A 12486-nucleotide genomic window follows, 5' to 3' on the forward strand; every position below is an offset into this window, starting at 1 on the left:
ATCCATGATCCCCAAATATTTGTCTTGGAAATTTACCCTGTTCGTTCTCAGTGATAAATATCCTTTTAAACTCATCGGTATAAGTGATTCCTTTTTCACTAACAGATTTTACATAGAGATTTTTAGATAATATCTTAATTTCCTTTTCCGTAAACAATCTCTTACTCATATTCTTTCCCCATTTACTATTTTTTCTTTATTATTACACAAAAGTACCCTATAGGTAGACTTTTTTTAAAGTGTCTACTCTATAGGGTACATTTTATCTAGAAATGTGCTTTTTTTTGATCCTTTACTTATTACACTTAATATCCTCCAAAAGAGATATTATTTTTTCATTCTGTTTAATCATTGTGTAATTTTGCCTTCTAATCTTTGCAAAATCATATAAATAAACTAGTAAAATTACTAATAAAAATGAAACCACGATTGCTTCTCCCATTGGTATAACCTCCGATCCTTTTAACTTGAAAATGGTTTGATTAACTCATTAGACTCAAAAAACACACGTGAGTATCTCGTGAACTCACGTGTGGAAAATATATGATTTGATCCATTTAAGCTATAGGATAAATTCTTATTTACTTCCTATTTAAATAGCTTTCGAAGCATTTTTCCAGTAGCCCTACCCGCTACTCTTTTTCCTACTCTTTTTCCTACTCTGCCTTTTTTAACCGCATTTATATCTCCAAGTATCCGTGCAAAACAATATAATGTTCTTCTAATTTTGTTTATTTTCACCGCCATAATCCTCCTTAACGATCAATTTGGATGAATAGGCGACATTTTTTTGGCATCCTTTATACCCTTGTCTACATTAACAAAGCTTAGTAAAAGAATACCCACGATAAAGAAGAATACCAAAGATAAGATCCCTAATCGGCTATTTCCTGTTAATTGACCAACTAATCCAAAGAAAAATGGTCCAAATATAGCTGCGAACTTGGACGATATACCGTAAAACCCGAAGAATTCTCCTTGCTTTCCAGCTGGAATCATTTTTCCAAAGATTGATCTACTTAACGATTGGGCTCCACCTTGAACAAGTCCTACGCAAATTGCTAGTAAATAAAAATGGAGTGCTGATGACATGAAGTACCCTAAAACAACAATTCCTAAATATACAAATAAAGATAACGTCAATGCTCTTTTGGCAGTTATTTTTGTAGCTAACCAACCAAAGAAAAACGTACATGGTATACCGACAAATTGCGTAATCAATAAAGCCACAATTAATGAATTCTGATCAATGCCAATTTCACTACCATAAATGGTTGCCATTCGTATAATAGTGGAAATACCATCATTGTACATCCAAAAAGCAAATAAAAAGATTAAAAGTTGCTTATACTGTTTAATTTCTTTAAAGGTTGATCCTACCCTAGAAAAACCAATCCGTATATACGATTTATCTCGTTTTACAGGAGCTCTTTTTTCATCCTTGATATTTTTTAATAATGGAATTGAGAAGATCAACCACCAAATTCCTACAGTTGCAAATGATACTTGACTAGCTACAGTTGTATTTGGCAATCCAAACCAACTTGGATTTAGTATCATTAATACGTTAATAAGTAATAATAGTCCACCACCAACATATCCCCATGCAAACCCAGCTGAAGAAACCTTGTCCATATCCTTTTCATCAGCTACTTCAGGAAGAAATGCATCATAAAATACATTAGCACCAGAAAATCCAATTGAACCAATAATAAAGAGGAGTGAAGCAAATATGTATTGTCCTTCCCCTACAAATGCTAATAAAATACTCGCTATGATTCCCATAAAAGCAAAAAAGCGTAAAAATTTCTTTTTAGCAGCAGAATAATCTCCAATTGCGCCTAAAATCGGTGCTAAAATAGCTACTATAAACACTGCGATTGAGTTCGAATATCCCCAATAGCTTGTAGCTAAACCTTCGTCTAACCCTTTAGCCGCAACACTTGAGTAATATACAGGCAGTACTGCTGCCATAATTGTTGTTGCAAATGCAGAATTACCAAAATCATAAAGTGCCCAGCTCAGTTGTGATTTCTTATTTTTATTCAACCCTCACAAACACCCCTTTCCCTTTCATCTTATCAAACAAGCTTCAAACTTTTATATAATTTACGTAAACTTTTCATTACAAAAGTTAGGAAACGTTTACAAAGTTAAACCTTTTCAAGAGTTGCCGCGGTTTGACTTGTTTCTTCAATCGCCTTTGCTAAATTTTCTATACGATGGGCTTGTTCATCTACCATCGCTTCAAGCTCTTCTATTGTTGCTGTAGTTTCCTCAATAACAGATGCTAAATCATCAACTGACTGATCGATCGTTTTGGAAGAATGTTGGATCTCTGTAGCTTGCTTTCTTAAATATTGTAGATATTTTATAAAGTTCATTAATTGATCTGTTATTTTTTCAAAGTTTAATTTCGCTTCTTTAGAACTCTCTGCACTTGCCTGAAGTTGTGATTTATTATTATGAACTTCCTGCTGAGCCGTTTTTGCATCTCGTTCTACCATTGCTAAATTTTCACTTATTTGTTTTGCCGTTTGTTGTGATACCTCAGCTAATTTCCGAACCTCACCAGCAACTACCGCAAAACCTTTCCCTGATTCACCAGCCCTTGCTGCTTCAATACTTGCATTTAGTGCTAACAGATTTGTTTGTTCAGCTATATCTTGTATCTTTGCAGCAAACGTATTATTTTCTTGTATCTTCTTTACCAAGTTCTCCATATTAATCATCAATTTTTCGAAGGACGATTGAAACCCTTGAATTGTTTTAGATAGATCTTCCATAGACTGTTTACCATGTGACGAAAGCTCAATTAACTCTTCCCCATCTTTTGTACTCCTTGTAAATGAACCCATCATTTTTTCCAGTAATTCGGTTGTGGAATTTGTTGTAGATGATATGGTGGCGGCTGTTTCCGACTGTGTTTGACTTGCTTTAGCTATTTCAAGAAAACCTTCTCTCATTTCCTGCATTGTTTGAGCATTAAAGCTACTATCCTTTTCAATTATATTCATTTGAGTAAGGACATTTTTAGCTCCAGATTGAACAAGCTGCGTTTGGTTCATTTGTTCCTTGGATACAGCTTCACTCTCTGATAGCGTAACTTCCATTTCACTTAAGAAATTACGTGCTACTTTCACCTGAATGAATAATACAATAAAAACTAAGATAAAAAATACAATCGTAATAGCTGTAGCCCTACTATCAAATCCAATCAAAGAACCTTTTGTCATAACAAAAAAGGTTAATAAGGATAGGCCCAGGCTGCCCCCGGTAACTAAAACAGCACGAGATAATGATACTGCGGCAACTGCTAAAATATAAAATGTAAATAACATATTAGTTACATAATCGGAACTTAAAATAATAACAAGTGCTACTCCTGTTAAGCCGACAATAGCAATATAAGGCACGATTCCACTATAGATTTGCTTGTACCGAAAAAGACCAATTAAAAGGACACAAAAACCTCCACCTATGCCAAGCGTTAACATATTTTCCATTGGTGCACCAACGATGATTTCTGCACCTAATCCTAGAAATAAGGAAAATACAAGGATATAAAATAATATTCCGTTTTGTCGATGTTTAATTGCTGCATCTAGTTTCATAGCTTCCTCCTTTAATACATTCTTTTTATTAAGTTTCATTTGCGTCGCTATTGATATAGATTGCGCAGTAAATGATGGGTGTAGAATACACTTAGTATTGGTCAAGTAACAGCAACGTGCTTTCCGCGGGCACGGCCTCAGCCAGGGAGTATCTTGAATATGCTTCTTTGCCTTTGCGCCGATGAACTATGCTTCGAAGCGATCCTAGAAGACGCAGGCGCATCAATGCGGAGTCTTCGGACATGTGCTGTTCCCTCATGAGTATTTATTGTTATGAAATTAAATAGCAGAAAACAAGCGAAGTGTATTTTCTGAGCGGTATTATACCACTAACCATCATTTCCAAATTACTTCGCATTTTACATCAATTACGTGTTAAGAGTGACTGCTTGAAACAGCCTGCATTAAAATAGCCTCACCAAACTAGGCAAGGCTAAGATGTATTAAGGTGTATTTGATTCCCAAATATAATCCAAATATACTTTACGTAATTGTTCAAACTCTTCTTTATTTCCTTTTTCAATGGAGCTATTTAATTGTGCTTCTAAGTGTTCTTTATTCCAATTAAAGCATAATTCATCCAATAATAATCTTGCAGTTAATTTTATTTCATAAGGAATTTCTCTTCTTGCTTGCAATACTTTTCCATTATACGGATGATATCGGAAAATAACCTTTTCCTTTTTCATGGGAACACGCCCCTTTGCTCCTTTACTCTATTATCCTAAATTTTATGAATAATTGCAATGGAAATTTTATAAAAATTTTAACATGTATGTACGGTTATGGAGGTATATGAAAACAAGCTCTCCACATGTAGAGAGCTTGTTTTCTTAATTTGTTCGAATTTCTTGTCGCATAAATAATACATAGGAAACTGCAAAGCAGATTAATGTAGCTGCAATCAGCCCGGTTAACCGTGGCCAAATTAATAATAAACTCTGCCCGAATGGTAACGGACCTGCAATTGCTCCTACTGTTTGTTCCATGGTAAGTGGACCCAACGTTCGGACAGATGGAGATAACAGGGTTGATGTTGATTCTGAGAATAAGTAGTTCGGTGATAAGCGAAGTAGGTTTAAAATCGTTTCTTGTTTATTAATCATTTCTTCTGTACTACTTATTGACTCTGGATTTACATAGCTCTTTCCTATAAAATCAATAATCATATTGTAAAAGAGGCTGAAGAATATCCAAACAGCAATACTGGACAATGCTGAGGTTGCTGCTTGTTTAAAGCGAACTGAAAATAATATTCCTAGGTTCAACCAAAATGCAATATAGGCAATACATAAAACAAGGAAGCAAAGTACCCTTAAGAATTCCTCCAGTGTAGGCGGAATCCCAATTAGTAAGATACCTAATGACATCACTAGTAATCCTAATGAGAAAAAAAGAATCGTACTTACTAATAAAGCAGCTACAAATTTTGCATTGATTACATAATCTCTTGGAACAGGCTGTGCCATTAACCGTGTTAACGTACCTTTGTTTCGTTCTGAATTTATTGCATCAAAACCAAGAGCAATTCCTAGTAATGGACCTAAAAAAGAAACAAAAGTGATAAATGGTGGTAACGTACCATCTGATGTTGTAAATAGTTTTAAAAACAAGTAAGAGTCTTTAGCAATCCCTGTTGCATCTTCGGATTGGGAAATAGCATCTTTAATGGTTGTAAATGCCGTATATAATGACCCTAAACAGGTAAGGGCAATAATTACTAATAAAATGATGATCCGCCAGCTTTTTATAAAATCCGTAAATTCTTTCCTAACAATAACTGAAAAGACCCCATTATTAGATCTTACCTGTTCTTCTAGTTCCTCTTTCTTTTTAAGGAATGGTAGTTGTCTCATCAATTTCACGCCCTTCAAAGTAGAGGTGATATATTTCGTCTAAACCGTAGCTTTTATTATTAATGCTATATAGACTGGCATGCTGTTCTACAATTGTTTCTGAAATTTCCGGTGTAATCTCCTTGTTGCAATAAATATCAATACTAGAATCGTTTACTCGTTTTATGCTTTTCACTCCGAAAATATTTTGCAGCTCATGTAATAACCCTTCATGTAATGGCTTCACTTCTACACTAATTACATAGGATTGTTCTCCAAATAGTTGATGCGCTAAATCTTCTACATTCCCCTGAGCAAGTAATTGTCCATCAACGAATATACCTACACGATCACATATCTGCTGTACTTGATGTAAATGATGGGATGATAATAGAACGGTAATATTATTTTCCTTGTTTAACTTCTTGATAAGTTTGAGTAATTCTTGCACTCCTTTAGGATCTATTCCAAGGGTAGGTTCATCTAGGATAATAATTTCTGGTTCTTTAATTAACACATCTGCAAGGCCAAGTCGCTGTTTCATCCCCCGAGAATATTTTCCTACTTTTTTATCCATAGCATTCTCTAGGCCAACCTGCTCTAATAATCTACGGGCTCTTGTTTCTGCTTCTTTTCTTGGAATCGAATTCAATGATGCCGTATAGATGAGATTTTCTAAACCAGACATATTCTGATAGAAACCTAAATCATCTGGTAAATAGCCCACTAGTTTTTTAACTTCAATAGGATTATTCGTAGAATTTATCCCACAAACCTGTAGACTACCACTCGTCGGTTCAATTAGGCCAAGTAGCATAAAAATCGTTGTAGATTTACCAGCACCATTAGGACCTAACAGCCCGAAAACTTCACCTTTATTTATAGAGAGTGACAGCCGATCAACAGCGGGCTTGTCATCGTATATTTTGGTTAATTCCTCTATCGTAATAATTGTCTCGCTCACGACTTATCTCCTCCCATATTTTCTATAGATCAAATACAATCCAGCGATTACTGCAATAATAATTCCTACCCCAACTAATCCCCAAAGTGTAGAGGTTTTAACTGACATCCGAAACGTAGCATCGGATGAAGCTTCTGCAGTTTGAGCAGTAAATGTCGTAACATAATCACCGGCTATTGCATTGTCAGGAGCAGTTAACGAAGCCTTTACATTTGATTTTTCACCAGCCTTCAATGTAGGGATAGTATCTTCATTAAATTCTACCTCCCAATTTGGTGGTGTATTTGCTCTTAAATTGATTTCCGTTAAATCTGTTGTACCAGTATTTTCTACTACTAGTTCAATGGTTCTTCTTCCACCAGCTGTAACATCTGCACTTAAATTACCATCAGGTGTTGATAAAGTTATACCATATGTTCCAGTTATTACTGCTTCAAGCTCTATTTCACTAGAAGTTGCACCTGCTGAAGCTACTATAGGTATGGTGTACGTATCTGCTTTGGCGTTTTCTGCTGGTGTAACAAGTACTTCGATACTTTTTTCTTCACTAGGCTCTAATGTAATGGAAGTAACCCCATTACCTTCTGCTTTAAATTGGACAGTCCATCCTTGTGGAGCTTGAGCGGTTAAAGAATAGTGCTGTTGCTCAGCTGTTTGGTTCTTCAAGGTTGCATTATAAGTGAATTCTGACTCTGCATGTCCTTGCATATTTCGTTGATCCATCGTAAAATTTGTTTCAAAGGTTCCCTCTTCTGTTACATTTACTATAAAAGGAAGCATATCTTCGCTCGTTCCATTGGCAACTAAATTAAATTGATATTCTCCCTTTTCCACTTGTAGCGGAACTGTTACTACTAATCGAATGTCTTCTTCACTGTTTGGTCGAACAGACAATTGTTGAATACTCGTTCCATTTGCGGAAATAGAGTACTCCCAATCCTCTGGCAATCCCTCTACATCAAAGGTTACATTTTCAATCGAACTGCCATTATTTATAATATCAACACTGTACTCAACGTCTTCCCCTGGTGTAACTGAAAGACCTGTATAAGGAGTATACACTGTTACATCTGCATGTGATGTATCTGTACTTATCATGATACCCCCAAACAAAAACATAACTAGTAAAAAGATAGTTTTTTTCATCGTATACAAATCCTCCTTAAAATTATTTCAACCATGGTACGTAAAAGTTGAAAAAATGGATTTGTTTTTTTAAAATTTTTTTAGAAATTTTTTTGGTTTAAATAAAGATACACTTGATGCGCAATAGAATCCTTATAAGAGGGGGAAAGAAAATGGATAGGCAACAAGAAGAAGATATCAGGCTTTTAAAATTAATTGCAAAAGGGTCACAATCTGCCTTCAATCAATTTTATGAATCTCATATCTCTTTTGTCCTGCATGTTGCTATAAAGGTTTTACAAGATCGAAATGAGGCAGAAGACGTTTGTCATGACATTTTTTTGGAAGTCTATCAAAAACCATTACAGTACCAAGTCCAGCGTGGCAGCATACAGGCATGGCTCGCTGTAAAAACAAGAAATCGATGTATTGATCGACTTCGAAAACGTAAACCTGTATTGTTACATAAATTGGAGCAACTACATACGATTGAGGCGGTTAAAACAGAGGTTGACGTATTGTCTAAAATAGAAAACAAGATTTTGTTAGATGCGTTAAAACAATTGCCACAAAAACAGCAGGAAGTAATCTATGGTGCCTACTTTGAAGGAAAAACACAGGTAGAATTATCTCAGACATTAAACAAACCGCTTGGTTCCATCAAATCTTCTATTCGATATGGATTACAGAATTTACGGAAACAAAAATCCTTATTACAATGGGCAAAGACCGATAGGGAGTGAGATTTATGAAGCATATAAATGAAGAACTGATTATCGATTATGCTTTGGGAAAGGTATCCCAAGACCAAGCAAAAGCCATTCAAAAACATTTAATGACCTGTGATAAGTGCCAACATGAATTGAATTATTGGCAACAGATATTATCAACTGATAACCAAACTAGCCCATCACTAGAGCTTCAAAACCGAATAAATCACACCATCTCTGAAATAGAACAGAAACGTAAATGGAGATGGCCAAAGAAACATGGGATCATCGTTGCAGGTATTGCGATCATCTTATTACTGATTGTAAGTGTCCACCAATTAAATCAACCTGAAATGTTCGTTGAATCAGATCCATACTTTGTGACGGCACAACATGAACAAATCCCCGAAAAAAGCTTTATGGAAAATCCGGATACTAATCGTTTAGATATATTACCTGCTACGATCAATGAAAATGTAAAAGGTGATGTTTGGTTAAATGAAGTAACAAATGAAATGGTTTTACGAGTAGATGGATTGGATCCATTGCCAACCCAGGATTACCAATTATGGTTCGTTGATCAGGATGACCATTGGAATGGTGAGTTATTACATTTACGTGATGGCACCGCCCATATCTATTACCGTAATTCGGATATAAATCAATTAAAGCTTATTAAAGTAAGTATTGAACCACTTGGAGGCAGCCACACACCAACTGGTCCGGAGACATTTTACTTGAATTTCAACTATTAAAAGGCAGATGAATGTGTATCTGCCTTTTCTAATCTATTAATTTTAATAGATCATCAATATTTCCCCAGCCATAAGCTGTTTCTTGATAGGTTCCTTGGCCGATTGTTACTTTTTCTGTTCCAATTGGTTTTGCTTGATATCGTTCATAAAATCTACTAGAAGGATTTTGTGTAAGAACCCAAACTAGAATCGACCGGTACCCTAACACCTTCATTCGCTCAGCAAAAACTTTCAGCAAACGAGCACCTAATCCTTTCTTTTGATATTCATCTAGTAGGTAGATCGAATAGATTTCACCATCGTAATTAAAGTTCTTTGTCCGTTCTGGACCTCCAGAAATAAAACCAATGATTTTATCATCTTCATTCTGTTTAATGATATATACACACTGATCTTGTTTTTGTATTTTTAAAATGGTTTCCCATAAAGTTTTTCGATTTTCATATGTAATATTAGATAAATCCTTTTCATCTAATAATTCCTGATAAGTACTTTTCCAACTACTTACATGTACATCAGCAATCTGTTCTGCATCCTCAAAATTTCCCTTTCGGATTGTAAACAATCTGTTCCCCTCCAAATTCCCGTAACTTTACATCCCACTCTACTATATCACGGCAGTTAAAAGGAAAACAGTAACAATTGCTCCAATAACAACTAGTATTACATTTAGTCCAATATAAGCTAAGCCAATTGCAACCAGTCCACCAATCAGACCAATATGTGGTGCGTCTTCCTTCACTGATAATATTCCAGGGAAAATAAGAGCTCCTAAAGCAGCATAAGGAATTGCATTTAACCATCGATTAACCCAATCACGGAATTGGAGTTTATCCACGATAAAGGCAGGAAGTATTCTTGGTATCATCGTAACAAGTGACATTCCTAAAATGATGAGTAGAATCATTGCTCTTCCCCCTTCAATAAAAAGATTCCACTAAAGCCACCAACTACCGTCCCAATAACGATAGCCCATCCCGTACTCATAAACTGAACACAGATTACATTAACTAGCATTGCTATGAGAGCAATTAACCCAACCCGTAATTCTTTTTTAACAGAAGGAACTAATAGACCAATAAACATAGCATACAACGCAATTCCCATGCTTTGACTTAATTGCTCAGGAATCACATCACCGAGCACACCACCTAACAAAGAACCAAGCACCCATGAAATATAAGCAGTTAAAAATAAAGACGTATAAAATAGCGGTCCTTTTTCCATTTTTGCTTCTTTTGTATGTAATGCGGATACAGCAAAGGTTTCATCTGTTAGCCCTAACGATAATGGTGCTTTCCAATTTAAACTGATCCCTCTAAGCCGATTCATGAAGGATAAACTCATTACAAAATGCCGGAAATTAAGGACGAAAGTTGCGATGATAATTTCTAAAGCACCAGCACCAACAGCAATCATATTTGCCCCCATGAATTGACTTGCTCCGGCAAAAACCATAATACTCATTAACGTCAGTTCTGTTAATGTCATACCTGCTTGCTTCGCAAGTACACCATATGTAACCGCAATTGGTAAATAGCCAAGCATAATCGGAAACCCAACAGTTATTCCCCTCTTGATCATATGTAATGATGGTGATGCGTGCTGTTTTTCAGTATCTAATGTCTCCATCCCGTGTTCCCCTTTTACTTAGAAAATTTCCATTTATTATAACTGATTTTTCAAAAATGAAAAAGAATTTGAACTTAGTGTATGAAAAAAAGAGCACTCTATCTAGTAAAGGAGAACTCTCTTTCTTTGTACTGGAAATTATTATTATTTAGTGATGGCTTTGATGGTGGGATGAGCTAACAGCTCCAGTTACCAATCTTTACCTCAAAGTATCGGCTTTCTTCTCAATCCCAATTTATATTCCTTCAGATTCCAACACATCTACAAGTTTTTTCAAGCCTTCTAGCAATCGAGGGGATGGTCTACAATATAAAGACTCCTCTAGCATATGAATTTTTCCTGTTTGGATTGCCTGCATTTCATTCCATCCGGGTCTTTTCTTAAGCAATTCAGGATTCATTTTCTCTTCCTTTACACCAACCCAAACCATACAGATATGCTCTGGATTCCTGTTTTTCACATCATCCCAGTCTGTTTGGAAACTAGCCACAGGTTGATCTTCAAAAATATTTTTTGCTCCAGCAAGTTGACTTATTTCCGTTAGCCAGTTCAAGCGGCCAGGAGTGAAAATCGGTTTTGGCCACCACTCCCAATATAACGATGGAGTCCTATCATTATTAGAAGTTCTATGCTTAACGTTTTCTATTTCTTGTAAGAACTCATGAGCTTTCTCTTCTCCTAGGTCGGCGTAGCCTAAGGCAATTCCAACCATCCTAATATCCTCTGCAATTTCGGATAATGAATTAGGGTTAAGAACAAGAAATGGGAGTTTTTTTTCTTCTAGCGCTTCAATATTTTTTTCCATTCCTGGAACACTGAGGGATGCTAGAACTAGATCGGGTTGTAATTGAGCAACTTTATCCATATCAATGGAAAGATCAGGACCTACTCTAGGAAGATTACGTACAGCATCTGGCCAATCCGAATAATTATCAACTCCAACTAAACAGTCTGTTTTTCCTAAATAAGCTACAATCTCTGTATTACTTGGACAAAGTGAAACCACCCGCATCTCATACTCCCCCTATTACGTTACTTGTCTTGGTCTGTAAGAATGATTGGTTCATCTTTCGTTATAACAATCGTGTGCTCATATTGAGCCGAACGTCCTTTATCGATTGTTCTTGCGGTCCAATTATTACTATCCATCTGGCTTTTCCAGCTTCCTTCGTTAATCATCGGTTCAATCGTTATAACCATACCTTCTTTTAAGCGAAGTCCTTTATTTGGTAACCCAAAGTGTGGGATATGAGGATCTTCATGAATAGTTGGTCCAATTCCGTGACCAGTGAAATCGCGGACAACGGAAAAACCTTCTCCCTCAGCATATGATTGAATGGCATGACCTATGTCACCAATACGATTCCCTGCTTTTGCCTGCTCTAATCCTTTGTAAAGAGAGGTTTTTGTTACTTCCATAAGGCGTTTAACTTTCTCATCTACATTACCTACTGCGTATGTCCATGCAGAATCTGCTAAACCACCGTTTAAATTGACAACCATATCAATCGTAACAATATCACCATCTTTTAATTCTTCATCACGAGGAAAACCATGACAAATTTCATCATTTATAGAAGCACATGTTACGTATGGGTACCCATTGTATCCCTTTTGTTCTCCAGTTGCACCATGCTCTTCTAAATACTTTTCTACAAAGGTATCAATTTCAAGTGTCGTAATACCTGGCTTGATCATTTTGCCAATTTCTTTGTGAATTTCTACAAGCAAATCACCAGCTTTTTGCATTTGTTCAATTTCTCGTTTACTTTTTCTTGTAATCATAAAAAAACTTCCTTTCTATCACTAACAGACATATTCTCTATGTTAAACTAATACTATATATATTTT

At 35.8% G+C, this 12486-nt stretch carries 15 protein-coding genes; 2 read left to right on the top strand and 13 right to left on the bottom strand.

The window, feature by feature from the left end:
• The 8 genes from GMD78_RS10270 to GMD78_RS10300 form a co-directional block, all read right to left on the bottom strand.
• On the bottom strand, positions 1-169 hold a 169-nt coding region (locus GMD78_RS10270), incomplete at its 3' end, for an HTH domain-containing protein (protein ID WP_343042264.1).
• A gap of 419 nt (positions 170-588) precedes the next feature.
• Positions 589-741: a hypothetical protein gene (locus tag GMD78_RS21345; protein WP_196493786.1), complete on the bottom strand. Its 153-nt coding sequence runs from the start codon at positions 739-741 to the stop codon at positions 589-591.
• A 21-nt stretch (positions 742-762) separates the two neighbouring features.
• Positions 763-2049 (bottom strand): MFS transporter, encoded by a 1287-nt coding sequence (locus GMD78_RS10275; protein ID WP_155668748.1) that lies wholly within the window; start codon positions 2047-2049, stop codon positions 763-765.
• 104 nt (positions 2050-2153) lie between these two features.
• A complete protein-coding gene (locus GMD78_RS10280; RefSeq protein WP_155668749.1) occupies positions 2154-3614 on the bottom strand; it encodes a methyl-accepting chemotaxis protein in 1461 nt (486 codons plus the stop codon).
• Between the two features lie 443 nt (positions 3615-4057).
• The gene (locus tag GMD78_RS10285; RefSeq protein WP_155668750.1) at positions 4058-4303 is read right to left on the bottom strand and encodes a hypothetical protein; all 246 of its coding nucleotides are present in this window, start codon (positions 4301-4303) and stop codon (positions 4058-4060) included.
• A gap of 144 nt (positions 4304-4447) precedes the next feature.
• On the bottom strand, positions 4448-5470 hold the full coding sequence (locus GMD78_RS10290; protein WP_155668751.1) for an ABC transporter permease: 1023 nt from the start codon (positions 5468-5470) through the stop codon (positions 4448-4450).
• On the bottom strand, positions 5448-6413 hold the full coding sequence (locus GMD78_RS10295) for an ABC transporter ATP-binding protein (protein WP_343042242.1): 966 nt from the start codon (positions 6411-6413) through the stop codon (positions 5448-5450). The genes GMD78_RS10290 and GMD78_RS10295 overlap by 23 nt, the downstream gene beginning before the upstream one ends.
• Positions 6414-6416: 3 nt before the next feature.
• The gene (locus tag GMD78_RS10300; protein ID WP_155668752.1) at positions 6417-7559 is read right to left on the bottom strand and encodes a COG1470 family protein; all 1143 of its coding nucleotides are present in this window, start codon (positions 7557-7559) and stop codon (positions 6417-6419) included.
• 152 nt (positions 7560-7711) lie between these two features.
• Between GMD78_RS10300 and GMD78_RS10305 the strand changes: the two genes are divergently transcribed.
• Positions 7712-8281 (top strand): RNA polymerase sigma factor, encoded by a 570-nt coding sequence (locus GMD78_RS10305; protein ID WP_155668753.1) that lies wholly within the window; start codon positions 7712-7714, stop codon positions 8279-8281.
• A gap of 5 nt (positions 8282-8286) precedes the next feature.
• Positions 8287-9003: an anti-sigma factor gene (locus GMD78_RS10310; RefSeq protein WP_155668925.1), complete on the top strand. Its 717-nt coding sequence runs from the start codon at positions 8287-8289 to the stop codon at positions 9001-9003.
• 28 nt (positions 9004-9031) lie between these two features.
• Here the strand turns inward: GMD78_RS10310 and GMD78_RS10315 are convergent, their stop codons facing one another.
• From GMD78_RS10315 to map, 5 genes are all read right to left on the bottom strand, one after another.
• Complete coding sequence (locus tag GMD78_RS10315; protein WP_155668754.1) at positions 9032-9568, bottom strand: GNAT family N-acetyltransferase; 537 nt, start codon at positions 9566-9568, stop codon at positions 9032-9034.
• Positions 9569-9610: 42 nt separating this feature from the next.
• A complete protein-coding gene (locus GMD78_RS10320) occupies positions 9611-9910 on the bottom strand; it encodes an AzlD domain-containing protein (RefSeq protein WP_155668755.1) in 300 nt (99 codons plus the stop codon).
• On the bottom strand, positions 9907-10635 hold the full coding sequence (locus tag GMD78_RS10325) for an AzlC family ABC transporter permease (RefSeq protein ID WP_155668756.1): 729 nt from the start codon (positions 10633-10635) through the stop codon (positions 9907-9909). The genes GMD78_RS10320 and GMD78_RS10325 overlap by 4 nt, the downstream gene beginning before the upstream one ends.
• 235 nt (positions 10636-10870) lie before the next feature.
• Positions 10871-11647, bottom strand: a complete 777-nt coding sequence (locus GMD78_RS10330) for a cobalamin-binding protein (RefSeq protein WP_155668757.1) — start codon at positions 11645-11647, stop codon at positions 10871-10873.
• Positions 11648-11667: 20 nt separating this feature from the next.
• Entirely contained in the window at positions 11668-12420 is a 753-nt protein-coding gene (gene map, locus GMD78_RS10335) for a type I methionyl aminopeptidase (RefSeq protein ID WP_155668758.1), read from the bottom strand.
• Between the last annotated feature and the right edge of the window lie 66 nt (positions 12421-12486).

This window comes from Ornithinibacillus caprae (assembly GCF_009728145.1).
In the GTDB taxonomy this organism is placed as follows: domain Bacteria; phylum Bacillota; class Bacilli; order Bacillales; family Amphibacillaceae; genus Ornithinibacillus; species Ornithinibacillus caprae.

Coding starts and splice junctions, on each gene's coding strand:
- GMD78_RS10280 (WP_155668749.1), bottom strand. CDS start 3,614: ATGAAACTAGATGCAGCAATTAAACATCGACAAAACGGAATATTATTT.
- GMD78_RS10285 (WP_155668750.1), bottom strand. CDS start 4,303: ATGAAAAAGGAAAAGGTTATTTTCCGATATCATCCGTATAATGGAAAA.
- GMD78_RS10290 (WP_155668751.1), bottom strand. CDS start 5,470: ATGAGACAACTACCATTCCTTAAAAAGAAAGAGGAACTAGAAGAACAG.
- GMD78_RS10300 (WP_155668752.1), bottom strand. CDS start 7,559: ATGAAAAAAACTATCTTTTTACTAGTTATGTTTTTGTTTGGGGGTATC.
- GMD78_RS10305 (WP_155668753.1), top strand. CDS start 7,712: ATGGATAGGCAACAAGAAGAAGATATCAGGCTTTTAAAATTAATTGCA.
- GMD78_RS10310 (WP_155668925.1), top strand. CDS start 8,287: ATGAAGCATATAAATGAAGAACTGATTATCGATTATGCTTTGGGAAAG.
- GMD78_RS10320 (WP_155668755.1), bottom strand. CDS start 9,910: ATGATTCTACTCATCATTTTAGGAATGTCACTTGTTACGATGATACCA.
- GMD78_RS10325 (WP_155668756.1), bottom strand. CDS start 10,635: ATGGAGACATTAGATACTGAAAAACAGCACGCATCACCATCATTACAT.
- GMD78_RS10330 (WP_155668757.1), bottom strand. CDS start 11,647: ATGCGGGTGGTTTCACTTTGTCCAAGTAATACAGAGATTGTAGCTTAT.
- map (WP_155668758.1), bottom strand. CDS start 12,420: ATGATTACAAGAAAAAGTAAACGAGAAATTGAACAAATGCAAAAAGCT.